The following is a 22,843-nucleotide window of genomic DNA, read 5'->3' as shown; positions in this document are numbered from 1 at the left end:
CTTACCAGACTCCCTTATTGGGCATGGACGCCCAGGGTTCGGCCGGTTCCAGATGCCCGTCCTGCAAGATTTCGATCGAAATATTGTCCGGCGTCCGCACGAAGGCCATGTGCCCGTCGCGCGGCGGGCGGTTGATGGTGACGCCCGCATCCATCAGCCGCTGGCAGGTCTCATAGATATTCTCGACCCGATAGGCGAGATGCCCGAAATTGCGGCCGCCGCCATAGGCCTCCGGCGGGGTGCCGTCCTCGGCTGGCCAATTATAGGTCAGTTCGACCTGCGCCTCCTCATCCCCCGGCGCGGCGAGGAAGACCAGGGTGAACCGCCCCTGCGCATTGTCGAAGCGCTTTTGTTCCTCCAGGCCCAGCAGCCGGAAAAAGGCGACCGTCCGGTCAACGTCGGTCACGCGGATCATCGTGTGCAGATATTTGGGCAATTGCTCACTCCATTCGTCGCCATAAAGCAACGGTTCATCTCTGAAATCCTAGGAACATCCCCAAGATAAGATGCGTTGGGCATGGAAGGAAGAGGGAGGCATGCATGGACCTGGCCTATCATGACAAGCTGTTGCTCGGCTGCGCGGGATTGCTGGCCCTGGGAATCGTCAGCGGCGGCTATCTGCTGGGCGACGGGCTGAAACGGGCCAAGGCGGCGGACCGCTCCGTCACCGTGCGCGGGCTGGCGGAAAAGGATGTGACCGCCGACCTCGCCACCTGGTCGATCAGCTATTCCGCCACCGGCTTCGACCTGCCTGCCGTTCGCGCCCAGATCGACAATAATACGAAGGAACTGCGCGCTTATTTCACCAGCCTCGGCTTCCGGCCCGACGCGCTGACCGCGACCGGCGCGGGGGTCAATCAATATATCAACAATGGCGTCAACACGATCACCATCACCCAGCGCATGCTGCTGCGCACGACCGATATCGCCCGCGCCCAGCGCGCCGTGGCCCAGCAGTTCGACCTGGTCCGGCGCGGCGTGACGCTGCAGGAAGGGTCGGGCATGCGCTACAGCTTCACCAGGCTCAATGACGTGAAGCCGCAAATGGTCGCCGCCGCCACCAAGGACGCTCGCGCCGCCGCCGAACAGTTCGCCCACGACAGCGGCGCCAGCGTCGGTGGCATCAAGAGCGCGACCCAGGGCTATTTCTCGATCGATGCCCGCGATGGCGAGGCCGACGGGGCGAGCGACACGCCCTATAAGAAGGTGCGCGTCGTCACGACCGTCGATTTCTACCTCAATTAAAAGGACCAAGCTTCAGTATCGGCCAATCAGTTGGCGGGTTTCGGCGCAGGCAAGCGGGAAAGATTGTCGGCGGCCGCCTTCCCCGCAGGCGACTGTGCCGCCAGCTTCACCGCGCGCTGCCAGGCGGAGCGGGCCACGTCCTCCTGATCGGTGAGGATGGCGATATTGCCCTCCTCCAGCGCGACCGAGGCATCGTCGGGCGCAAGCTGCACCGCCCGCGCAACATGCGCCTGCGCCAGCTTCAGTTCCCCCGAGCGGCGGGCCAAAGTGGCCGAGAGCAGCCAGGCGAGCGGGTCTTGCGGCACCTGCTCCAGCGCGATGTCGAGTGAATCGCGGGCGCCCTTGGCATCGTTCAGCGCCACCAGCGCGCGGGCGCGGTCCAGATGGACCTCGCCCTTCTCCACGCCGTCGGGCAGACCACGCACCAGTGCCGCATCGAAATCGTCGCGTGCCTTGGCGGCATCCCCGCCCGCCAGCGCGGCATTGCCCGCCTGCGCCCAGAGCCGCCCGCTCTGCACCATTTCTCCATTGCGTTCGGCTTCGTCGGCCCCCTGCTCGAAGGAGACGATGGCGGGCGCCCAGCGTTCGGCGCGGGCATAGGCAAAGCCCATGCAGTTGCGCGCATAGAAGCTCCCGCCGTCGATCCGCCATTGCTGCGCGAAGACGACGGCCTTGTCCGGCGCCTCGATCGCCTGATCCAGGCAGGCCTGGAATTTCGCGGCATATTTGTCCGGCACCGGGATGCGGCCATCGCTCGCCGCCGCCCGCGCCGGAGGGGCGGCGGCCGAAGCGGAGGCCGCGGCTTCCGCCTTTTCCTTCCTCTTGCGGTTCATCACCGCCTCGATCTCCGGATCATAGGCCTGCGGGGCGAGCAGCAGCAGCGGGAGCAGAAAGGGCATCAGAGGCTGTCCAACAGGCTGGCGACGGTGCGGATCAACAGGGCGATATCCGGGTCACGGGAAAGACGATGGTCGCCATCCTTAATCAGCAGCGTCTGCACATCGGATGAACGCAGCCGCTCCGCGATGCGCAGCGCCGTCTGCCACGGAACGTCGGGATCGTCCTGCCCATGCAACAGCCGCACCGGGCAATCGATCGCAATCTCCCCCTCCAGCAGCCGGAGCGATTGGCCGGATTCCCAGAAAGCAAGCGTGGTGACATAGGGATCGTCGCCATAGGAGGTCGGCTCGACGATCCGGCCCTCCGTCGCCAGCAGCGCCTTGTCCGAATCGGTAAAGCCCCATTGCGTGAAATCCGGCGCCGCCGCGATGCCGACCAGCCCCACGACCCGCTCCGGCCGCGCCAGCGCGATCAGCAGCGCCAGCCACCCGCCCATGGAAGACCCGACCAGCACGACCGGGCCCGGCGTCAGCGAATCGATCAGCAGCAGCGCATCGTCGCGCCAGCTCGCCAGCGTGCCATCCTCGAACCGGCCCTCGCTCGCGCCATTGCCGGCATAGTCGAGCCGAAGCATCGCCCGGCCCTGACCCTGCGCCCAGCCATCCAGCGCCACCGCCTTGCCGCCTTCCATGTCGGACATATAGCCGGGCAGGAAGACGATCATAGGCCCCGTTCCAGGCCGATGGCGATAGGCAAGCCGTACCCCGTCCGGGCGAGCATATAGGGCGGGCGGCGCGACATCGGGGCGTTCCATGCGATTCTCCAGTTCAGCGGCAGGAGCCTGAAAAAAGGGCCGTAAAAAGCTCTTGGCCGGGAAACCAGAAAAATAAAAATAATGCGGCTGCCGTGATTGACAGCCCTCCGGCCAGCGGCTAGTTGCGCGCTCCTACCCCGTGCCCAGATGGCGGAATTGGTAGACGCACCAGCTTCAGGTGCTGGCGATCGCAAGGTCGTGGAGGTTCGAGTCCTCTTCTGGGCACCAGAGGCCTTTCCGGCAACGTCCGGGAAGGTCCAGCAAGCGGCTGGTTTTACAGCATATTTTCAGTGAAAATCGCCAAATGGAATCCGGGCTCATCCACCCGAATCCATCGGCAGCACCATCAAAATGATGGTGTTTTTGATGGTGCCGGCAAGCCCTTTGGAGCTGGCACCATCATGGCACTGAATCACATCCAGATCACCAACGCGAAACCCAAAGACAAGGCCTACAAGGCGGCCGACTCCGATGGGCTGTACCTCGTCGTCCAGACAAACGGCACGAAACTCTGGCGCATGAACTACCGGCACCTTGGCCGGCAGAAGACGCTCTATTTCGGCGCCTGGCCCGAAGTGGGAATCGCCATGGCGCGCCAGCGGCGCGATAAGGCGCGGGAGCAGATCGCCGCCGGCCTCGATCCCACCGCCGAGAAAAGGGTCGAGAACCTCGCGCGCAAAGTGGCGGCGGACAACGCATTCAAGACGATCGCAGAAGAATGGGTGGCGAAGAATGAACGGGAGGGCCGCGCGCCGATCACGCTTGACAAGATTCGATGGCTGCTCGGCATGGCCTATCCGATGATCGGCAACCTTCCGGTCTCGAAGATATCACCGCAGGAAGTCCTGGCCGTCCTGCGCAAGGTGGAGGCGACCGGGCGCTACGAAAGTGCGCGTCGGATGCGCAGCGTACTCAGTCGGGTGTTCCGCTATGCAATCGCGACCGCTCGGGCGGATCGCGACGTCGCCGCTGACCTGCGTGGCGCGCTCATCACCCCGAAGGTCCAGCATCTTGCCGCGATCACGACGCCGAAGGAGGCTGGCGCGCTTCTGCGCGCGATTGATGGTTATACGGGTCACGAAATCACCGCGATCGCTTTGCGGCTGTCACCCCACCTGTTCGTCCGGCCGGGAGAGTTGCGCAAGGCCGAGTGGGAGGAAACATTAATCAAAATACGCAGTCGTTTTACTGCGAATTTCGTCCTTAGAAACGCCGGGCGCGCATTCGATTAACTTGAACGGAGATGTCCGATCCGAACGACGAAAGTACGCGAGATCCGTGACAATCGTGCTGACGACGTTTTTTCCCGTCAGCGGCAGCGTGCACGCGCGCGTGAATTTCGGAGCGCCGTTCTTCGACACATGCTCCATCACGACGATGATATTTTTGACGCCAGCGACAAGGTCCATCGCGCCGCCCATGCCCTTTACCATCTTGCCTGGGACCGTCCAGTTGGCGATATCGCCGTTTTCTGCGACCTCCATCGCCCCCAAAACGGCAAGGTCGATATGCCCCCCACGGATCATCGCGAAACTGTCAGCCGATGAAAAGTAAGAGGTGCCGGGGAGTTCGGACACGGTTTGCTTTCCGGCGTTGATAAGATCCGCATCCTCTTCGCCTTCATATGGGAACGGCCCGATGCCGAGCATCCCGTTTTCCGACTGAAGCGTGACCTGGACCCCCGATGGAATATGGTTCGCCACCAACGTCGGTATGCCGATGCCAAGATTTACGTAAAAACCGTCCTGTAATTCCCGGGCCGCACGCGCGGCCATTTCATCGCGTGTCCAGCTCATGCGGCAAGCTCCCTCTTCCGTACGGTGCGCTGCTCGATCTTTTTGTCATATGGAGCACCGAGAATTATTCGATCCACGTAGATGCCGGGAAGGTGAATTGCGTCTCCATCGATGTTTCCGACCGGCACAATTTCCTCAACCTCTGCAATGCACAATTTTCCAGCCGTGGCAGCAGGGTGGTTGAAGTTGCGCGCAGTCTTTCGAAATATGAGGTTACCCGCCTCATCCGCTTTCCAAGCCTTGATGAGGGACACGTCCGCTACGATGCTGTGCTCAAGGATATATTCCTCGCCGGCGAATTCCCTGATCTCTTTTCCTTCCGCAACCACGGTACCGACTCCCGTCTTAGTGTAAAAGCCGGGTATGCCCGCGCCGCCAGCCCGCAGCTTTTCGGCAAGAGTGCCCTGGGGACAAAGGTCCACTTCCAGTTCGCCTGCAAGATATTGCCGCTCGAACTCTTTGTTGTCCCCTATGTAGGAACAAATCATTTTTTTGACTTGCCTCGTTGCCAGCAATTTACCGATGCCCTCGCCATCGATGCCGGCGTTATTGGATACGAATGTGAGATCTTTAAAACCTGAAGCCAGGATCGCGTCCAGGAGTCGCTCCGGAATTCCACACTGCCCAAAGCCGCCGGCAGCGATCAACAGGCCGCTCTGAAGGACCCCTGACAATGCCGCCTCAGCGTCGGCATAAACCTTTTGCATAGCTATCGCCTCCTAATGAGGCCTTTTTATATTCAATCGGTTGGTTGTCAAACCGTTCTGCGATCATCGTGTAGCCACGACCTTAGCGGCTAAAGCTATGCGAGATAAAATAGAGCATAAACTGGTAGTTAGTGCTTATTAGCACCTGATCTGCGGCAGAGTGGGCCAGCTACCTTGACAACATCGGCATATACACACATTCAACCAGTTGAAATACAGTGGCCAAACGCTGACAGGAGGTTGATGGCAAGCGCGTGGCGGTTAGCCACACATGGAGACGGTCGCCTTCTGCAAGCCAGCGGAAGTGTGGTCGCGGACGCACTGCGGAGGGGAATAGGTGACAAGGCAGACTTTGCGCGACGACGTCCTCGAGATTGTTTTGCACAATGGCGCGGTCAACGCGCTTAGCCGGCCGGTCCGGGAGGCGCTGCTGGCCGGGCTGGAGGCTGCGGAAGCCAACGCAACAGTGCGGATGATCGTCATCCGAGGCGCGGGAGGTCTATTTTCTGGGGGGGCGGACATTCGAGAGTTCGCATTGGATGACATGGGCGGCCAGCCAAGTTTTCAGGACCTAGTCAATCGGGTCGAGGCCTGTACCAAGCCGGTTGTTGCCGCCATTTCAGGCGCATGCATTGGCGGAGGACTCGAACTCGCACTGGCCTGTCATTTCCGCGTGGCAGATCACTCCGCGCGACTCGGACTGCCGGAAGTCACTCTTGGCTTGCTCCCCGGCGCGGGTGGAACCCAGCGCCTGCCGCGACTGACCGGCGCGGCCCGAGCGCTCGACATGATGATCTCTGGCCAACCCGTAACCGCCGAGACTGCGTTGGTAGCAGGACTGATTGACCATCTCGTGGATGATGGGATCGAGAATATCGCACAAACGTTGGCGGCGCAGACAACGCCTGCGCTTCGCCGCACCGGCGCGCTGCCGCCGCCCGCCGATGGCGCCGAGGCCGTGGCGGCCCTTCGCGCGCGCCTGCGCCCCGATGCGTTGAGTGCCGCTCCGGCTCGCATTTGCGATTGCGTGGCCGCCATCACACCCGACTATGTTCCGGGTCTGGCGGTGGAAAAGGCCCTGTTTGCCGAGCTGCTCGCCAGCGAAACCTCGCGCGCAATGCGCCATGCCTTTTTTGGCGAACGGCAGGTGGCGCGCATCCCGGGAAATCCTGCAAAGCCCGCGACTTTGCCGATCAGACAGGTCGGTGTTCTGGGCGGCGGACTAATGGGCACAGGCATCGCCATCGCGCTGCTGAATGCCGATCTCCCAGTTACGCTTGTTGAACCGCGTGAGGACGGTCTTGCCAAGGCGGTCGCGACAATCAGCCGGACCACCCGCCGCGACGCCGAAAAGGGCCGCATTTCCACCGAGACCGCCGACGCGCGAATCGCGAGGCTGACGCCGACCAACGCCATATCGGCGCTGGGCGACGCCGATCTCGTGATCGAGGCGGTGTTCGAGGATATGGCCGTCAAGCAGCAGGTCTTTGCCGAGCTGGATCGCGTAACCCGCGCCAATACTATCCTAGGGAGCAATACCTCGACACTCGACCTCGACGCGATCGCGGGGCTGGTTGCAGATCCGGGCCGAGTGGTGGGGCTACACTTCTTTTCGCCAGCTAACATCATGCGGCTGCTGGAAGTGGTGCGAGGGCGCGATACTCGCCCCGAAGTCCTTGCCACCGCCATGTCGCTCGCAAAGCGTATCGGCAAGGTCGGCGTTGCGTCAGGAGTGTGCGATGGCTTCATCGGCAATCGCATGTTTGAAGAGTATCTGCGTCAGGTCTGTTTTCTGCTCGAAGAAGGTGCTCTCCCGCGGCAGATAGATTCGGTACTCGAGCGCTGGGGCTTTGCCATGGGGCCATGTCGTACTATGGACCTTGCCGGACAGGATATCGGCTGGGCGAGCCGTAAGCGCCGCGCTGTCGAACATCCCGACCGACCCTATTCCGGAGTGATCGACCGCATTTGCGAATTGGGCCGCTTCGGACAGAAAACGGGCAAAGGGATATATCGGTATCCCGACGGACAAACGCCGGAAATCGACCCCGAGATTGATCACCTGATCGTCGCCTACTCGGCGGAAATCGACATCGAACGCCGCGAAATCGGGGACGTGGAAATCGTAAGTCGGTGCTTGCTTGCTCTGATCAATGAGGGCGCGCGGATCGTCGGCGAGGGCATCGCTTATCGCCCGGTCGATGTCGATATGGTGTGGCTCACTGGTTATGGCTTTGCCCGCGAACGCGGTGGCCCGCTTTTTCAGGCCGACGCCATGGGGCTCGCCCAAGTGCTCGATCGCATCTCGACCTTGACTGCGGGTCGCCATGGCTGGGCATGGACCCCCGCTCCCCTGTTGACGAAGCTTGCCGCTACCGGCGGAAGCTTCGCCGATCTCAACATCTAATTCGAACCGATTTGGAGAATGCACCTTGGTTGATGTTTATCTCGTTTCAGCCGTTCATACCGCCATTGGCAGCTATGGCGGCTCGCTCAAGGATCAAAGCCCAGGCGAACTGGCCGCTGTCCCGGCGCGCGCCGCGATCGAGCGGGCGGGTATCGATCCCAGCCAAATCGGCCGCGTCACGCTTGGTTCAGTTCTCTAGACCGAGCCGCGCGACGCATATGTCGCGCGCATCGCCGCCATCACGGCTGGCGTTCCGCAAGAAGTGCCCGCGTTCACCGTCAACCGGCTATGTGCTTCTGGCCTGCAGGCGATCATCTCGGCCGCCCACACCATCATTGCCGGCGATTGCGACGTCGCGCTGGCGGGCGGGGTCGATGTGATGAGCCGCGCTGCCTTCTTCGCGCCGGCGGTGCGCTGGGGCCAGCGTATGGGAGACGCCGCTCTGATCGATGAGTTGACCGGCGCTCTGTCCGATCCCTTTCACCAATACCACATGGGTGTAACCGCCGAAAACGTCGCCAAGCGCTACGGCATAAGCCGGGAAGATCAGGATGCTCTGGCGCTCGAAAGCCAGACTCGGGCAGCCCGCGCAATCGAGGAGGGCCGCTTCAAGGATCAGATTGTGGCGGTCGAGATCAAAGGCCGAAAAGGCACGGTCAACTTCGACACCGACGAGTATGTTCGCCGGGATGCGAAGCTGTCAGATTTCACTAGCCTCAGGCCAGCATTCCAGAAAGAGCACGGCACAGTGACGGCGGGCAATGCCTCCGGCATCAACGACGGTGCGGCGGCGGTAGTCCTCGCCAGCGGAGAAGCGGTAAGGGCTCATGGTCTGACCCCATTGGCCCGGCTGGTTGCCTATGGTTATGCCGGGGTAGATCCCGCATATATGGGAATCGGCCCGGTGCCGGCCACGCACAATGCATTGGCACGCGCGGGCCTCTCGGTGAACGATCTCGATGTAGTCGAGGCGAACGAGGCGTTCGCTGCGCAGGCCTGCGCCGTCGCACGCGAGCTCGGCTTCGATTCGGCGAAGGTCAATCCCAACGGCAGTGGCATTGCGCTCGGCCATCCGATCGGCGGCACCGGCGCGATCATCACCACAAAGGCTGTGCACGAACTTCACCGTACCGGAGGCCGCCTGGCGCTGACCACCATGTGCATTGGCGGTGGCCAAGGAATGTCGGCAATTTGGGAACGCACCTGACCCCAACGCACCCGATCATCCTTTCTGATAGCTATGGGATTGCCATGACGTTTGAACCACCTCTTACCGAACAGCGCTTCGTTCTTGACCACGTCGCAGGGTTCCCAGCGCTCGCCGCGCACGAGCAGTTCAGCACGGCTGATGCCAAGATGACCGACGCCATTCTTGAAGGTGCCGGCGCGCTGGCCGCAGGCAAATGGGCACCGCTAAATCGGCTTGGCGACACGGTGGGTGCCCAATGGTCGGATGGCTCAGTTGCGATGCCGGGAGGCTTTCACGACGCATATCATAGCTATGTTAATGGCGGGTGGGGCACGCTGACTGCACCGCACGAGTTTGGCGGGCAGGGCCTGCCGACTGCGCTCGGCATGGCCGTTTCGGAGAGCCTGGGTGCCGCCAACCTTCCCTCTCGCTTTGTCCGATGCTAACCGCCGGCGTGATCGAGGCGTTGGTGCACCACGGATCGCCGGAGCAACAGGAGGTCTACCTGCCGAAGCTAGGTTTCAGGGGAATGGGCCGGGCACCATGAACCTGACCGAACCGCAGGCGGGAAGCGACGTAGGCGCGCTACGCACGACCGCAACGCCAGCCGGAGACGGCGGTTGGCGAATTAAGGGCACCAAAATCTTTATCACCTTCGGTGAGCATGACCTGACCGATAACATTATTCACCTTGTCCTCGCCCGCACGCCCGGCGCCCCAACGGGCACCAAGGGCATTTCTTTGTTTCTCGTGCCCAAGGTGCTTTCCGACGGCACCCGCAACGATCTGCGTTGCGCGTCGATCGAACACAAACTCGGAATTCACGCCTCGCCTACATGTGTGATGATCTATGGCGATCATGACGAATGCCAGGGGTGGTTGATCGGTGAGGAGGGGGCTGGCATGCGCGCCATGTTCACGATGATGAACAACGCCCGCATCAATGTGGGTCTTCAGGGCGTGTCGGTAGCCGAACGCGCGACGCAGGCTGCGTTTGCATATGCGCGCGAGCGGGTGCAATCGGCACGCGTCAGCAGCGGCTCGCCCACGCCTGTGACAATTATCGAGCATCCCCATGTGCGCCGCATGCGCGCGCAAACAGAGGCTATCCGCGCCCTGCTTTATGCGTCGGCAGCGGAAATGGATCGCACGCGTCTGGGCATCACTGGCATCCAGGCGGCGGATCTCGTCGGTCGCAAGCTAACCGGAAATAACGGTGCAGCGATGAAAGCCCTCGTCGCCGATGTGCAAACCGAAGCGCAGGACCTGGGCTTGATCCGACTGGCCAGTAAGGTTGCCGACTTGGCCCAATGGTTACTCGCCGCGCCGATCTACGACCGTCTGGCCGCCAGCGCGCCCTTTCTCACGATGACGTCGGTAATGGTCTGCGCCTGGCTTATGGAGCGACAGAACAGGGCGGCAGCGCAAAGTGCATCCGACAATGGCCGGACACCTTTCCTGCGATCCAAGCTGGCTACCACGCAATGGTATCTTGCCCATATCGTTCCCGAGGCGCTGGGTCTCAACGCGCAAGTTCGAGCGGGAGCGACCTGTCTGTATGAATTTGAGTAATAGATGTCCGGCACCGGCACCGCTGTCCCATAAGCGTCGTCGAGGCCAGAGTCGGACTTCAGCTACGTTGTAATTTGGAACGAAGGCCGACGTTTCGATGTCGCTCATCAATCGAGGGCCAAGCCGTTAGGAGCTTCGCCGCAGCTGAAACGTTTGACGTTTTCAACAAACTGCTTGGCGAGTTTATTCATCATGTCGATGCTCGCCGCTGCTGTATGGGGCGAAAGCCGAACTCTGGGGTGGGTGTAGAAACGATGCTCCTTGGGCAGCGGCTCGGGATCAGTCACGTCCAGCGTGGCATGACCGACTTTCCCCGCATCAAGAGCGCGAAGCAGCGCTTTATTGTCGATCAACGAACCCCTAGCGACATTGATCAGATGCAGGCCCGGTTTTGCTTTGGCCAACGTCTCCGCATTGATCATGTGCCTGGTCTGTTCGGTCGCTGGTGCCGCCAGGACCACATGGTCGCATGTCGCCAGCAACTCTTCGAGATCGGCGGCACGATGGACACCATCCGGCAACGGATCAGTAGACTTGCGCAGTACGCTGACAGTCATTCCGAAAGCCAAAGCGCGCGACGTCAGTTCGCGGCCGATATCTCCGAAGCCCACGATGCCGAGCGCCGAACCAGCTACCATCGGAACCCACTGCCTCTGCCAACGCTCTGCGGAATCAATCCACAACGCAGGAAGATTCTTCGTCACCGTTAGGATGGCCGCGAGCGCATATTCCGCCAGCGACGAGCCTGAAACATTGGGCGCTCACGTGACGATAACATCCTCAAGCATCCAGCTAGGGTAGCCGTCCAGACCGGACGAGGGCAAATGAACCCAGCGCAACCGGAGGGCCATCCGACCGGTCGGGGACTTTGCCTGTGGCCGGGCTGAAAGTTCACAGGCATGGCCAGCAGGATTTCGATTCCGGGGGGAAGCGTGGACTCTGCGGCAAAAGAAACCGGCAAGAATCTCAGAAACGGGGCATGACGAAACATCTCTTCGGTGACCGACCGGCCAAACATGCTGGCAACGGTCACGATTCTAGTGCTCACCATTGAGCGGTTTCCTCATTCCCTTCGCTCTCGCCCTTTATAGTGCCCAAGATCAGGCCCACGCTTCGCGATAAAGCGACTGGATCGCATCGTGGTCTGGTATTCGGGGATTGTTGCCGGGAGAGCCGGAAGCCAGCGCCTATCCCCCCATCAACGGCAAGAGTTCGATCCAGCGCGCTTCATCAATCCCGTATGTTCTGGGGCTCGGGACTGAAAGCTCTCGGTTAGCATCGCGCAGTGCCTCGACAAGACACGCCACGGTCGACTGGTCTCCTTCCCCCGTTTCCGCCAGCCCCATCGCACGCGCGCAATCTGCGTAGCGACCTAGCGCCGAAGGTGCCGACCACGCCGTCACTACGGGCAGGAGCATAACGTTTGAAAGTCCGTGCGCGATATGGAAATGCGCGCCAAGCGGCCGGCTCATACCGTGAACCAATGCCACGGAGGAATTGGAAAAAGCGATCCCAGCCTGCAGCGAGCCGACCATCATCGCCTCGCGCGCGGGGCGATCAGCAGGATACTCGCATACGCGGCGCAGATTCGGCCAGATTGCTGCCATCGCGGCGAGCGCCATGCTGTCTGAGAAAGGGTTGGCAAGCCGGGAAACATACGCTTCGACGGCATGCGTGAGCGCATCGAGACCGGTATCCGCGGTAAGGCGCAGCGGCTTCGTTAGGGTGAGTTCGTAATCGACGATTGCTAGCACGGGCAGATAGGCGAGACCAGCACAAAGCATTTTCTCGTCGTTCGTCTTGTCCGTGATGATCGTAAACCGCGTCGCTTCAGAGCCTGTGCCTGCCGTTGTCGGGATCGCAATCACGGGAAAACCGGGTTCGTCTTCCTGATGCGGCGCCTTGCGCTCGCGCATGGTGCCACCTCGGGCGGCCAGGACGGTGACTGCCTTTGCCGTGTCGATCGGGCTGCCGCCGCCAAAGCCAATAATGCAATCATGACTGCCCCCGATGACAAAATCGACCGCCATGTTCACGGAAGCGACCGTAGGATCGGCGATAACGTCGCGATAAGCGCGTGCATCGATCCCGGCGTCGGCCAGGATCGTCAACAGCCGGTCGAGCGCACCATTGCTCCCCAGGAACCCGTCAGTCAGGATTGCAGGTGCCTTTAGCCCAAGTTGCGCCAATGCGGCGGGCAGTTCGTTCAGCGCACCGCCGCCGATCCGCATCGCGCGAGGAAGAAAGATTGCAGACATCGAGCTTGTCGTATCACGGCGACGATATCAGCCCTGAGGGCGGAGGAGATACTTTCCTCCGGTCGACCGTCGCATGAAAGCGCGGACGTTATCGGGCTGGAGCATCGTTTCGAAGGTCAATTCGTCAATATAGGAATTGGCGAAGGTGGTCGTGAGTTCGTCCGCAATGCGCTGCTTCAGCCGTGCCGCACCATCGGCGCCGAGTCTTGCGAGCGAATAGGAGAACAGCCACCCGCCGACCGACCAGGCATAACCGAACCAGCCGTCAATCACCACGGGCGCGCTGTCGAGCATGCCGTAGATATAGACCTGCTTGAACTTGCCCGATCCATAACGGTCGTAGCTAGTCATCTTGCGCAGCGCGGCCTTCTCCATCGCGTCGAGGACCTGCGCGGCCTGGCGGCCGCCGCCGATCGGATCGAACGCCAGCGTCGCGCCGGTCGCTTCCACGGCATCGATGAGCTGGGAGATGAAATCCGGATCGGACGAATTCAGGACATGCTCGGCCCCTGCGGAACGCAGGAGCGCCACCTGCTCCGCGGACCGGACCACGTTGACGAGTGGAACGCCGTCTTTGAGGCAGATGCGATTGAGCATCTGCCCGAGGCTTGACGCCGCCGCGAAATGCACAATCGCGCTGTGCCCTTCGGCCTTCATGGTTTCCACGAAGCAAAGCGCCGTGAGCGGGTTGATGAACATCGCCGCGCCCTGTTGCGCGGTCGCGCCTTCCGGCAAGGGGATGCAGTCGGCCACCGGGAGCTTGCGATATTGGGCATACATTCTGCCACCGAACGTACCCACCAGCTTACCAAGTAAATGCTCAGCACCAGATCCCGCCACCACCACCGTGCCGGCGCCCTCGTTGCCGCCAACCAGGGGCTGGCCGATACGCGCTGCCAGCCCACCCATCGCACCGGCCGGAATGCGCGCGGTCAGCACCGGGCCAGCGTCCGTTTTTCCGCTTTCGAGCGTCGAAAGATCCGCCGGACCGAAGACGTTGGCGAGATCCGACGGGTTGAGCGGTGACGCTTCGATACGGACGATGATCTCGCCCGCGGCCGGATCTGCCCAATTGCCCTTGGCCAGATCCAGAGTCAGAACTCCTTCCGAGGAAACGGTCGACTGCAACTGTAGGCCAGCAAAAGCTTGCGTCATTTCAAAATCCTTCGATGGGTCTGGAGTTCATGGCAAGTCCGGGAAAGGTTCGACGCTTCAATCCACCAGGCGCTGGTTTGCAAACTCCGCGTCCTGCCGCCATTCGGTGATGCTGGCGCCGCGGTATTCGACGATCGGAAGACCGGCCAGGGCATTCACGATATGCACCAGCGTCGGCAGCTCTTCGAAGGACGAACGTATGAAGCGGAGCTGGCCCTGCGCCGTCTTGTGATCGAGCAATTCGACATGCGGGGACGGTGGCGAGAGCGTCGGCCCGGCGAAATCCGCCACCCCGGGCCGACCGATCGCCGGGACATAGCGGTAGTGCAACAGGCCGTCGCCTTCGCGGTTCGGCAAATCGCTGGATGGCGCGATATCCGTCAGCTCCATCTCGAAAAAGCGGTGGCGCTGCCAGCTTGCGGCGTAGCGCTGCCGGTCTTTCGAGATCGCCGGTTGATCGATTTCGCAATAGAGCTTGGCATATCCGAGCTCCTCTCGGCCGGTGATCATCGGATCGGCCATGTTCTCCCATAGGACGGAGAGATAGGGGCCGCGTACCGTCTCCGTCCGGCCCTTGCAGACGACGGGAAACTTCACACCCAGGCTGTTGTACCCGCGCCCCGCCAGCCAGGCGAGCTCGGTGAGGAACAGCAATTCGACCGTGACGACCGGCTCCCCGTCGAGGCTCATGCCCGGCGGCAGAAGCGCCTCCAGCTTGTCGGCATCGGTGAGGAACCGGGTCGAGACGCCTTGCACGCGCGCCATGGGATCGACGACGCGCGCGCCGCCCACTTGCTGGCGCGGGCCGGGCGCCGGGCCGAACGACACCGGCATGCGGTATCGGATGTTTTCCAGGAACCGCATCAGTCGATCACCTGGCCGACGCATTCTCCAAAGCCGATGCTGCGATATCCGTCGCGCGCGCAGCGGCCGCGGAACGTCACCACGTCACCGCCCTGCAAATAGGTACGCGTTTCTCCATTGGGCAAGTGGATAGGGTTGGCGCCACCATATGTCCGCTCCAGCAAACATCCGGATTGCGCGTCTTCCGGGCCGGATGCCGTCCCCGCACCGATCAGGTCGCCAGGATCCTGCGCGCAGCCCGTCACCGTCTGCGCCGCGATCATCTGCGCGACCGACCAATAGAAGTGATTGGCATTGGTCGAAATGATCGCAGTCGCCTCTTCGCTGTTTCGGCGCATGGCGTCCGTTTGCAGCAGCGCCGTCATCGCGATGTCGAAGCCGCCGCGCGCCATGTCTGCCTCGTCGTCGAGGAATGCGGGGCGAGGATCCTCCGCCAAGCGCTGCGGCAGCGCACAGCGGAATGGCTCGAGCGCATCGGGGGTGAGCACCCACGGAGAAATCGACGTGCAGAAATTCTTGCAGATGTTCGGCCCGAGCGGGGCGAACTCCCAGAATTGCAGATCGCGCGCCGACCAGTCGTTCAGCAGGACGAAGCCGGCCACTTGCTCGCTCGCCCTGGCGACCGGAACCGGCTCGCCGATCGGGTTGCCCGCGCCGATGAAGAAGCCGAGCTCCAGCTCGAAGTCGAGCTGGTCGGTGGGGCCGAACTCGGGCGTGGCGCCGGGCGCCAGCTGGCCCTTGTTGCCGGACGGACGACGGACGGCCTGGCCGCTGACGCGGACGGTCGAGGCGCGGCCGTTATAAGCCAGCGGCTGCCATTTATAGTTGATGGGGATTTCGTTGGGCAGGCTCATGATGCGGCTGCACCGCGCGATGTGATGCACGCTGGCGACATAATCCGTATAGCTGCGGATGCCGCCCGGGAGCAGCATCGTGCATTCCGTCATTGGGTGGAGATAGGATTCTCTGCGCTCGCCCGGCAATGTCGCGCTCCCACTGTCCAGCAGGTCGAAAACCTGGTGCCGTAGGCTGGTCAGCGCCTGCCGCCCCATCGCGAACAAGGGATCGAGACTCTCGGCGGCAGCCAGAAAAGCGAACGTGCCATCCAGCAGGTCGTCCTGCGCGGCGCGGGAAAGATTGAATACCTTGTCGCCGATCGCCACGCCGCAACGTGCCGGGCCGTCGGCGACACGGAAAATTCCAAGCGGCAGGTTTTGCAGCGGGAAGTCAGTCGTCGCGTCATTGGCCGAAGCGACCCAGCTCCTGCGTGCCGCTTCGTGCGTATAGTCCATAAATCCTCCAGAAAACTACCGTTTTTGTGCGAATTCGTAAATGCGTGATTAGACCGGCTATGCGTCAGCCGGGTCCATGGCCCGCGTTTCGAGCCCCCAAAGCGGCGCCCAGGTGGCACGGATTTCGCGCTCCGAAATCTGGCCGAACTTCGCGTAGATCGCATCGCGCGAGGCCGAGAGGGCAGCGTGGCCCGCAGGCCAGTCGACGCCGACGAGCCTGCCGCCGCGCTTGCGAGCGATACCGTCAATCCAGACGGAATCGACGTCCGCCGCATCCGCGTAGAAGACCAGCGCCGCGACGGGATCGAATACGGGGCTCATATGAACGCTGTCGGTGCGGGTCAGGATGATGTCGGCGCGCTTGCCCGGCGTCAGGCTCCCCGTGATCGTCTCCAGACCCATCACGGTCGCGCCGCCGATGGTCGCGAATTCGAGCATCTTGCGCGCGGCATAGCGCGACGCCGCCGGCAGGCCGGCATTCGCATGCTCGAAATGGCGGAAGCGCATGGCCTGAAGCATCAGGCGCATCTGCGCGAACATGTCGCCCGCAAAGTTCGATGCGATATCGATGCCGAGCGAGGGCGTGCTGCCGCTCGCCGCTACGCGCTCCAGCACGGGATAGCCCATGCCCATCTGCAATTCGGTCTCGGGCGTCGTCGACAGCCAGCCGCCATGGTCGCGCAACAGGACCAGGTCCTCATCGGTCAGGTGCGCGCCGTGCACGAACAGCAGATCGTTGCCCAGCTGGCCGTGCTCGTGCAGGATCGGAACCATCCGGAAATGCTCGTTCACGCCCACGCCCGCGTGCATGCTGATCACGGCAGGATCGAGCGTGCGCGCCCAGGCCAATTCCTCCAGCATCGGCTCGGCCAGCGCGGCGGTCGGGAATTCGCTCGAGGCGATCCCGAAGCGGACCAGACCGTCGTTGGACGGGAAATATTTCTCGCGCACGCGTGGAGCATTGCGCCGGTGGAAATCCTCCAGCGGGCCGGCAATGTCGTTGATGATCGCCTCAGGGGTTAGCAAATCTCCGGGCATGTATTTCGGGTTACGATATGCGCCGTAGCAGAACACGCCGCGAATCCCCGAATCCAGCATGCCCTTGGCCAACGCATCGGAATGTTCGGGCGTGATCTGTAAATGGCTATGATCGACAATGGAAGTGACGCCGGCATTGATGGCGTCGAGCGTTCCGAAGTAATTGCCAAGATACGCATCTTCCGGCGTGTAGCAAACGGAGTACATGCTTCGCATGAGGCAGATATAGTCGAACAGGCTCCAGTCTATTGCCACGCCCTTTAGCTGCGTCTGCCAGACGTGCCGGTGTGTATCGACGAAGCCCGGGCTCGCGATCATTCCTTCGGCATCGACGGTCTCGGCATCCCCCACTTCTATAACTGGGGCAACACCAACGATGCGGTTTCCCTCGATCAGAATGTCGCCACGCGGCAGATCGCCGATGGCGAGATCCATGGAGACGATGGCGGCGCCACGAATTAGCGTTCTACGCATTTCCATTCAGCCTTCCTCTCACCCTTGGCCTCAAGCGCGGACGTTCCGCGGATTGAACCGTTCGCAACCGAAACGCCGGAAAAAGCGGATAGCCAACCAGTTCTTTCAATCGGTTGGTTGTATTGATGAACATTGTGGTGTTATGAGTCAAGTGCGTTGCCGCAGGTCAACTCTAATATCGTAGCTTGTCCGGGCGGAGCACAAGCCTGTCGGCATGTCATTCAACCGATTGATATAATGCTGTAGGAGAGGAATATGGCTGCGGAATATAGTAAGGGGCTGAGGGATCTGGGCAGCGGCAGTTGGGCTTGGCTACAGCCCGATGGAGGCTGGGGTTTTTCCAACGCCGGCCTGATCGTCGACGGCGGACAATCGCTATTGGTCGACACGCTCTTTGATCTGGCATCGACTGCCGAGATGCTTGCGGCCATGCGCGATGCGTCGCCCTCCGCAGCGACGATCGACATCCTCGTCAACTCCCACGCCGACGCCGATCACACCTTCGGCAACCAGCTTGTGCGGGGCGCACGCATCATTGCCTCGCAGGAGACCGCGCGCGAATTCACGGGGCTGACACCAGACAAGGCGCAGGCCATGGTCGAAAATGCCGAGGTCCTGGGCGAAGGTGCAAAGTATGTCGCGGGCTTCGTTCGCGGCAATGGCTTTGATTTCACCGGCGTCGAGTTCACGCCGCCCACGGAAACATACGATCGCCGCCACGCCCTCAAGGTGGGCGACAAGGATGTGCTTCTCTACAATGTCGGCCCGGCGCATACCGCCGGCGACACGCTGGTCCACAGCGTTCAGGATCGGGTCGTCTTCACGGCAGACATCCTGTTCATCGGCGTGCATCCGGCGATCTGGGAAGGGTCGATCCAGGGCTGGTCGGCCGCTTGCGATCACATCCTGTCCCTCGACGTGGACCTGGTCGTGCCCGGACACGGCCCGGTGACGGACAAGCAGGGGGTAAGAACCTTCAAGCGCTACATCGAAATCCTGGAGACGGAAACACGCAAGCGTTTCGAGGCGGGCATGTCGGTGGAGCAGGCGGCGGCCGACATCGCCTTTCCACCGCCCTATGACGACTGGCTGCTGCCGGAGCGCTTGGTCGGGAGCGTCAACTTCCTCTACCGCGAATGGGGCAACCCTGACGCGCGGACGGACTTCCTCGAGATTTTCGGTCTCGTCGCGAAAATGGCCGCCGACAACCCGGCGGTGGCGGCCTGCGGGTGCTCGGACAGCAACCACCAGCATTGACCGACCCCGTGGTTCCCCAGCCGCCCCGGCCCTCATTCGCTCCGCCCGACCAGTCCGGGCGAAGGATGAAGATCTGGCATCTGAAAGGAAAAGTGAATGACGAAAGTGATCGTGATGAACGAAGTCGGCGGCGCCGACAAAATGCAGGTGGAGGATTGGGATGTGCCCCCGCCCGGCGCGGGCGAGATCAAGGTGCGGCATGAAGCCATCGGCCTGAACTTCGTCGATGTGCTGATCCGCGAGGGCCATTACGATATTCCCACGCCCTTCGTGCTGGGACAGGAAGCGGCGGGCGTCGTCACGGAGGTCGGCGCCGGCGTCACGGAATTCAAACTCGGTGCCCGCGTCGCGTACATGGGTGCCACGGGCGCCTTCTCCGAAGAACGGAACGTCGCCGCCTCGATCGTGTTTCCTATTCCCGATGGCGTCGATTTCGACACGGCCGCCGCGATCACGCTGAAGGGCATGACGGTCTATTATCTCTTCCACATGACGCACAAGCTCCAGCCGGGCGAGACGATCCTGTTCCATGGCGCAGCGGGCGGCGTCGGGCAGATCGCGGTCCAATGGGCAAAGCATATCGGCGCCACCGTGATCGCGACCGTGAGCTCCGAAGAAAAGGTCGCGCTCGCGCGTGAAAGCGGGGCGGATTACGTCATCGACAACAAGACCGAGAATTTCGTCGAGCGCGTGAAGGAGATCACCGGCGGCAAGGGCGTAGACGTCGTTTACGATTCCGTCGGCAAGGACACGTTCCAAGGCTCGCTCGATTGCCTGCGCACCTGGGGCCTGATGGTCAATTTCGGCCACTCGTCCGGCCGCGTCTCGATCGACGATATCTTCGACACCCTGGCGCCCAAGGCCTTGTATCTGGCGCGCCCGATCCTGCCGACGCATTACACCGACCGCCAGGTCGCGCTGAAGGCTGCCGCCGCCATGTACGATCTGGCCGCCAAGGGCGTCCTCAAGATCAAGGTCGGTCAGCGTTTCCCGCTTACGGAAACCGCCAAGGCGCATGTCGCCTTGGAAAACCGCCAGACCATCGGCTCGACCATCATCGATCCGCGGTAACGAGAAAAAGCAGGCCCGGCATCCAGCGCCGCGCCTGCTATCGATGCGCGTTTTCGTCCTCGCTCGCATCGAACGTCGTTCGGCTGTCGCATATCGCCGCGCGATGCTCGATCGCCCAGGCCGCAAGCGCGCGCACGGGCCCGGCAAGGGACCGCCCGAGCGGCGTCAGCACGTATTCGACCTGGGGCGGCTTGCTCGCGCGGACAGTGCGATCGACCAGGCCATCCCGTTCGAGGTTCCTGAGCGTGCGGGTGAGCATCTGCTGCGAGATTCCGGGCACGCCCCGCTTCACGCCGTTGAAGCGCTGCGCGCTGTCATGCAGCACGACAATGATCTGCACCGACCATTTGTCGCCGATGCGTGACAGGACGTCGCCGACGCCGGTGCAATCGGGCAGCACAGTCGGCCGCAAAGGCATCTCCATGTGACCTAGTCTCCAAAATATGCGTTCTTGTGCCGCGCCCGCGATCCCATAACTAGAGCTGGTCTACAATGTAGACCATCGGCCCGCCAGCGTCATGGCAGGGGTCGGCGGTCGCCCGCCAAGGAGTTGCCTATGCCCGGCCCGTGGATTCCGCGCGACGCCAACATGGACTCGCCAGTGCCGATCCTTTCGGTGCGCTCGATCCGGATTCCCGGCGGCAACCGTGGTGAGGACATTCAGCTTCGGATATCCGCGCCCGTTGCGGGAACGGGGTTGCCGGTCGTGCTGTTCTCGCACGGATTCGGATCCTCGATGGACGGTTATGCGCCCCTTGCGGACTATTGGGCAGCGCACGGTTTCGCGGTCGTGCAGCTCACGTACCTTGATGCGCGGCGGCTCGGCCTGGCGGAGGATGATCCACGGCGACCGGCAATCTGGCATCCGGGTCGCGGACGCAAAAACGGTTATCGATCGTCTGGCCGATATCATGCACCAGGTGCCCGGCCTGCCAGATCGCGCCGATATCACCCGCCTCGCCGCCGTCGGCCATTCGTTCGGCGGGCAGATGACCAGCATGCTGCCGGGCGCACGCATGGCGGCGTCAGACGCGGACGAGGATATGTCCGACACCCGCGTCGCCTGCGGCATCCTGCTGGCGTCAGGCGGCCGGGGCGGCAGCGACCTGAGCGACCTTGGACGACGGGCCACGCCGTACCTCGACACGGCGTTCACGCACATGGATTGCCCGACATTGATGGTCGCGGGCGATGCCGATCGATCACCGCTCACCGTGCGTGGTCCCGACTGGTTCTACGATCCCTTCTACCTGTCGCCCGGCAGCAAGGCGCTTCTCACGCTGCATGGCGGCGAACATATGCTCGGCGGCATATCGGGCTATGAGGTCGTGGAGACCAGCGACGAAAATCCAGATCGCGTAAGGCTGGTCCAGGACGTGACGCTCGCTTACCTTCGCCGCAGCTTGCTGGGTGAGGAGGATCGCTGGGCCGCGCTGGCGCCTGGCAGGGATCCGCAGGGATCGCTGCTTACGGCGAGTGGCTGACAATCCTGTGTCCCCGGTTCAGTGCGCGTGGCCGCAGCCTGCGACGTGCTGCCCGGCGAGGCATCTTGCCCGCCGGTCCGCATAGCGCGCCACCATGCCGAACACTTCCATGTAATCGTTTTCGGCAAGCGGGCTGCCCCACTCCCGGTAAAGGAAATTGACGCTGCCGACGATCCGCTCGGGGACAATCCACGCGTCGAACGGCGGCTCGAAGCGGATGTCGGCGGCGGCTTGCTCGACGCTCATGCCCGCCTCGAAGCGCAAGCGCGTTTCGTGCTCCACGGTCTGGAGATATGTCTTGAACAAAGCCACTCCGGCCTTGTCGGTCAGAGGGCCGTGACCAGGAACGATCACATCCACATCAAGCCCGAGGATCGCGTCGCAGGCTTCCACCCAGCGCGACAGCGAGCCATCCCAGATCGCCGGATGCACGCCGAGAAACAGGATGTCGCCGGTATAGACGACGCGGTCGGCGATGGAATGCACCAGCGTATCGCCAGCCGTATGCGCCGGCCCGACGTTGATCAGGCGCACGTCCTTGTCCCCCACCTTGACCATCGCTTCCCGGTCGTAGCTTTCAGTCGGCGGCGTCAGTGTGATGTCGCTGAACGTGAAGCCATGGTCGCGGATGAACCCGGCGACATATTTCGCGCCGTCTCCCATGAAATCGGCGTTTTCGATGATACGCTGATGTGTCTCGGGCGTCACCTTGAAGAATTCATCGACCGTCGCGGCGGACGCGATGATCCGGGCGCCGCTGACGAGCTGATTTCCGAAGGTGTGGTCACCATCCGCGTGCGAATTGACAAGAATATCGATGGTGCGAGCTGCAGGCGTCGTGTCGCGCATCCGGGCAAGCATCTCGCGCGTCATCTTTAGGTCGTACAAGGTGTCGACAAGCATCGAGCAGCCGCCGTCGGTGATCAACCCGGCGTTGCTCCACCCCCAGCCACCATCGGGCTGAAGCCACGCCCAGCAGCCATTGGCGAGCTGAAACATGCCTTTTTCATACGTTTGCGTCACAAATATCTCCAAGAAGTCTTGGCTAGTCCAACATCACCGTGAACCGGGCATGCGAGGCGGCAAGCCGCTTCGCTTTCGCGGCTTGGTACGCGGGCGAGTGGTACCAGCGGTCGAACGCTGCCTCGTCCGCAGCGCGGATCAGAACCATACGTTGTCCCGGTGGCTCGCCCTCGATGGCGCGGACGTGATCGGAGATGGCCAGAATTTCGATATCGTCATGCCCGGCGAAGGTCGCGTGGGCATCCGCCTCATATTCGGCATAGAGGCGCTCGTCGTGTTTATCCATGGCGCTGACGATGTAGATGGTCATGCGTTATCCGATCGAATCAAAGAGTTACGTTCCTGCAAGTGGCCCGC

General features: G+C 62.2%; 22 protein-coding genes, 1 tRNA gene and 1 pseudogene. 10 read left to right on the top strand and 14 right to left on the bottom strand.

Annotation, left to right across the window (positions count from 1 at the left end; all coding sequences use genetic code 11):
- Window position 1 precedes the first annotated feature (1 nt).
- Window positions 2–436 carry a VOC family protein gene (locus tag K426_RS00880; RefSeq protein WP_066561228.1) on the bottom strand — a complete coding sequence of 145 codons (435 nt, stop codon included), beginning with the start codon at window positions 434–436 and terminating at the stop codon, window positions 2–4.
- A 104-nt stretch (window positions 437–540) separates the two neighbouring features.
- Between K426_RS00880 and K426_RS00875 the strand changes: the two genes are divergently transcribed.
- Window positions 541–1,245 (top strand): SIMPL domain-containing protein, encoded by a 705-nt coding sequence (locus tag K426_RS00875; RefSeq protein WP_066553103.1) that lies wholly within the window; start codon window positions 541–543, stop codon window positions 1,243–1,245.
- 26 nt (window positions 1,246–1,271) lie between these two features.
- Here the strand turns inward: K426_RS00875 and K426_RS00870 are convergent, their stop codons facing one another.
- Together K426_RS00870 and K426_RS00865 are read right to left on the bottom strand one after the other, a co-directional pair.
- Window positions 1,272–2,144 (bottom strand): tetratricopeptide repeat protein, encoded by an 873-nt coding sequence (locus K426_RS00870; RefSeq protein WP_066553100.1) that lies wholly within the window; start codon window positions 2,142–2,144, stop codon window positions 1,272–1,274.
- Entirely contained in the window at window positions 2,144–2,899 is a 756-nt protein-coding gene (locus K426_RS00865) for an alpha/beta fold hydrolase (RefSeq protein WP_066553097.1), read from the bottom strand. Before K426_RS00865 ends, K426_RS00870 begins: the two co-directional genes overlap by 1 nt.
- 141 nt (window positions 2,900–3,040) lie before the next feature.
- On the opposite strand from K426_RS00865, the gene K426_RS00860 reads away from it, so the two are divergent.
- Window positions 3,041–3,127: transfer RNA gene (locus K426_RS00860), tRNA-Leu, on the top strand.
- Window positions 3,128–3,189: 62 nt separating this feature from the next.
- Window positions 3,190–4,131: a tyrosine-type recombinase/integrase gene (locus tag K426_RS00855; RefSeq protein WP_335339765.1), complete on the top strand. Its 942-nt coding sequence runs from the start codon at window positions 3,190–3,192 to the stop codon at window positions 4,129–4,131.
- On the opposite strand, the gene K426_RS00850 is transcribed toward K426_RS00855, so the two are convergent.
- Complete coding sequence (locus K426_RS00850; RefSeq protein WP_066553095.1) at window positions 4,063–4,695, bottom strand: CoA transferase subunit B; 633 nt, start codon at window positions 4,693–4,695, stop codon at window positions 4,063–4,065. The two genes, K426_RS00855 and K426_RS00850, sit on opposite strands and share 69 nt — an antisense overlap.
- Window positions 4,692–5,402, bottom strand: coding sequence for a CoA transferase subunit A (locus K426_RS00845; RefSeq protein WP_066553092.1), 711 nt, complete (start codon window positions 5,400–5,402; stop codon window positions 4,692–4,694). The genes K426_RS00850 and K426_RS00845 overlap by 4 nt, the downstream gene beginning before the upstream one ends.
- Window positions 5,403–5,739: 337 nt before the next feature.
- Between K426_RS00845 and K426_RS00840 the strand changes: the two genes are divergently transcribed.
- The 4 genes and pseudogenes from K426_RS00840 to K426_RS00830 all read left to right on the top strand — a co-directional run bounded on the left by K426_RS00840 (window position 5,740) and on the right by K426_RS00830 (window position 10,570).
- Complete coding sequence (locus K426_RS00840) at window positions 5,740–7,809, top strand: 3-hydroxyacyl-CoA dehydrogenase NAD-binding domain-containing protein (RefSeq protein ID WP_066553089.1); 2,070 nt, start codon at window positions 5,740–5,742, stop codon at window positions 7,807–7,809.
- A gap of 25 nt (window positions 7,810–7,834) precedes the next feature.
- Window positions 7,835–9,016, top strand: a pseudogene (gene bktB / locus K426_RS00835) (beta-ketothiolase BktB).
- Window positions 9,001–9,444 carry a hypothetical protein gene (locus K426_RS32980; protein ID WP_443018202.1) on the top strand — a complete coding sequence of 148 codons (444 nt, stop codon included), beginning with the start codon at window positions 9,001–9,003 and terminating at the stop codon, window positions 9,442–9,444. The pseudogene bktB and the gene K426_RS32980 overlap by 16 nt, the downstream one beginning before the upstream one ends.
- Before the next feature lie 97 nt (window positions 9,445–9,541).
- On the top strand, window positions 9,542–10,570 hold the full coding sequence (locus tag K426_RS00830) for an acyl-CoA dehydrogenase (protein WP_443018201.1): 1,029 nt from the start codon (window positions 9,542–9,544) through the stop codon (window positions 10,568–10,570).
- Between the two features lie 107 nt (window positions 10,571–10,677).
- Here K426_RS00830 and K426_RS00825 read toward each other — a convergent pair whose 3' ends face one another.
- The 6 genes from K426_RS00825 to K426_RS00800 form a co-directional block, all read right to left on the bottom strand.
- On the bottom strand, window positions 10,678–11,283 hold the full coding sequence (locus K426_RS00825) for an NAD(P)-dependent oxidoreductase (RefSeq protein WP_335339804.1): 606 nt from the start codon (window positions 11,281–11,283) through the stop codon (window positions 10,678–10,680).
- 474 nt (window positions 11,284–11,757) lie between these two features.
- The gene (locus K426_RS00820; RefSeq protein ID WP_237229869.1) at window positions 11,758–12,828 is read right to left on the bottom strand and encodes an iron-containing alcohol dehydrogenase; all 1,071 of its coding nucleotides are present in this window, start codon (window positions 12,826–12,828) and stop codon (window positions 11,758–11,760) included.
- Window positions 12,829–12,855: 27 nt separating this feature from the next.
- Window positions 12,856–13,983 (bottom strand): zinc-binding dehydrogenase, encoded by a 1,128-nt coding sequence (locus tag K426_RS00815; RefSeq protein WP_066553084.1) that lies wholly within the window; start codon window positions 13,981–13,983, stop codon window positions 12,856–12,858.
- A 57-nt stretch (window positions 13,984–14,040) separates the two neighbouring features.
- Window positions 14,041–14,847: an acetoacetate decarboxylase family protein gene (locus K426_RS00810; protein WP_066553082.1), complete on the bottom strand. Its 807-nt coding sequence runs from the start codon at window positions 14,845–14,847 to the stop codon at window positions 14,041–14,043.
- The gene (gene fahA / locus K426_RS00805; RefSeq protein WP_066553075.1) at window positions 14,847–16,139 is read right to left on the bottom strand and encodes a fumarylacetoacetase; all 1,293 of its coding nucleotides are present in this window, start codon (window positions 16,137–16,139) and stop codon (window positions 14,847–14,849) included. The genes K426_RS00810 and fahA overlap by 1 nt, the downstream gene beginning before the upstream one ends.
- A 57-nt stretch (window positions 16,140–16,196) precedes the next feature.
- Window positions 16,197–17,651 (bottom strand): amidohydrolase family protein, encoded by a 1,455-nt coding sequence (locus K426_RS00800; protein WP_066561225.1) that lies wholly within the window; start codon window positions 17,649–17,651, stop codon window positions 16,197–16,199.
- A 255-nt stretch (window positions 17,652–17,906) separates the two neighbouring features.
- On the opposite strand from K426_RS00800, the gene K426_RS00795 reads away from it, so the two are divergent.
- Complete coding sequence (locus K426_RS00795; protein ID WP_066553073.1) at window positions 17,907–18,908, top strand: MBL fold metallo-hydrolase; 1,002 nt, start codon at window positions 17,907–17,909, stop codon at window positions 18,906–18,908.
- Window positions 18,909–19,004: 96 nt separating this feature from the next.
- Window positions 19,005–19,979, top strand: a complete 975-nt coding sequence (locus K426_RS00790) for a quinone oxidoreductase family protein (RefSeq protein WP_066553072.1) — start codon at window positions 19,005–19,007, stop codon at window positions 19,977–19,979.
- A gap of 37 nt (window positions 19,980–20,016) precedes the next feature.
- Here K426_RS00790 and K426_RS00785 read toward each other — a convergent pair whose 3' ends face one another.
- Entirely contained in the window at window positions 20,017–20,403 is a 387-nt protein-coding gene (locus K426_RS00785; protein WP_066553071.1) for a winged helix-turn-helix transcriptional regulator, read from the bottom strand.
- A 412-nt stretch (window positions 20,404–20,815) separates the two neighbouring features.
- On the opposite strand from K426_RS00785, the gene K426_RS00780 reads away from it, so the two are divergent.
- Window positions 20,816–21,463 carry an alpha/beta hydrolase family protein gene (locus K426_RS00780; protein WP_197672741.1) on the top strand — a complete coding sequence of 216 codons (648 nt, stop codon included), beginning with the start codon at window positions 20,816–20,818 and terminating at the stop codon, window positions 21,461–21,463.
- Window positions 21,464–21,481: 18 nt separating this feature from the next.
- On the opposite strand, the gene K426_RS00775 is transcribed toward K426_RS00780, so the two are convergent.
- On the bottom strand, window positions 21,482–22,462 hold the full coding sequence (locus tag K426_RS00775) for an MBL fold metallo-hydrolase (protein WP_066553070.1): 981 nt from the start codon (window positions 22,460–22,462) through the stop codon (window positions 21,482–21,484).
- A gap of 46 nt (window positions 22,463–22,508) precedes the next feature.
- On the bottom strand, window positions 22,509–22,796 hold the full coding sequence (locus tag K426_RS00770) for a DUF1330 domain-containing protein (protein ID WP_066553067.1): 288 nt from the start codon (window positions 22,794–22,796) through the stop codon (window positions 22,509–22,511).
- Window positions 22,797–22,843 lie beyond the last annotated feature (47 nt).

The sequence above is a fragment of the Sphingobium sp. TKS genome (genome assembly GCF_001563265.1).
Lineage (GTDB): Bacteria > Pseudomonadota > Alphaproteobacteria > Sphingomonadales > Sphingomonadaceae > Sphingobium.
Note: the sequence above shows the minus strand (reverse complement) of the source record. Positions and strands in the feature narration are given on the sequence as shown.

What these genes read in the sequence shown, in the direction of transcription:
- K426_RS00875 (WP_066553103.1), top strand. Translation starts at nt 541, where the DNA reads ATGGACCTGGCCTATCATGACAAGCTGTTGCTCGGCTGCGCGGGATTG.
- K426_RS00870 (WP_066553100.1), bottom strand. Translation starts at nt 2,144, where the DNA reads ATGCCCTTTCTGCTCCCGCTGCTGCTGCTCGCCCCGCAGGCCTATGAT.
- K426_RS00865 (WP_066553097.1), bottom strand. Translation starts at nt 2,899, where the DNA reads ATGGAACGCCCCGATGTCGCGCCGCCCGCCCTATATGCTCGCCCGGAC.
- K426_RS00850 (WP_066553095.1), bottom strand. Translation starts at nt 4,695, where the DNA reads ATGAGCTGGACACGCGATGAAATGGCCGCGCGTGCGGCCCGGGAATTA.
- K426_RS00845 (WP_066553092.1), bottom strand. Translation starts at nt 5,402, where the DNA reads ATGCAAAAGGTTTATGCCGACGCTGAGGCGGCATTGTCAGGGGTCCTT.
- K426_RS00830 (WP_443018201.1), top strand. Translation starts at nt 9,542, where the DNA reads ATGAACCTGACCGAACCGCAGGCGGGAAGCGACGTAGGCGCGCTACGC.
- K426_RS00820 (WP_237229869.1), bottom strand. Translation starts at nt 12,828, where the DNA reads ATGTCTGCAATCTTTCTTCCTCGCGCGATGCGGATCGGCGGCGGTGCG.
- K426_RS00815 (WP_066553084.1), bottom strand. Translation starts at nt 13,983, where the DNA reads ATGACGCAAGCTTTTGCTGGCCTACAGTTGCAGTCGACCGTTTCCTCG.
- K426_RS00810 (WP_066553082.1), bottom strand. Translation starts at nt 14,847, where the DNA reads ATGCGGTTCCTGGAAAACATCCGATACCGCATGCCGGTGTCGTTCGGC.
- fahA (WP_066553075.1), bottom strand. Translation starts at nt 16,139, where the DNA reads ATGGACTATACGCACGAAGCGGCACGCAGGAGCTGGGTCGCTTCGGCC.
- K426_RS00800 (WP_066561225.1), bottom strand. Translation starts at nt 17,651, where the DNA reads ATGCGTAGAACGCTAATTCGTGGCGCCGCCATCGTCTCCATGGATCTC.
- K426_RS00795 (WP_066553073.1), top strand. Translation starts at nt 17,907, where the DNA reads ATGGCTGCGGAATATAGTAAGGGGCTGAGGGATCTGGGCAGCGGCAGT.
- K426_RS00790 (WP_066553072.1), top strand. Translation starts at nt 19,005, where the DNA reads ATGACGAAAGTGATCGTGATGAACGAAGTCGGCGGCGCCGACAAAATG.
- K426_RS00785 (WP_066553071.1), bottom strand. Translation starts at nt 20,403, where the DNA reads ATGGAGATGCCTTTGCGGCCGACTGTGCTGCCCGATTGCACCGGCGTC.
- K426_RS00780 (WP_197672741.1), top strand. Translation starts at nt 20,816, where the DNA reads ATGATCCACGGCGACCGGCAATCTGGCATCCGGGTCGCGGACGCAAAA.
- K426_RS00775 (WP_066553070.1), bottom strand. Translation starts at nt 22,462, where the DNA reads ATGTTTCAGCTCGCCAATGGCTGCTGGGCGTGGCTTCAGCCCGATGGT.
- K426_RS00770 (WP_066553067.1), bottom strand. Translation starts at nt 22,796, where the DNA reads ATGACCATCTACATCGTCAGCGCCATGGATAAACACGACGAGCGCCTC.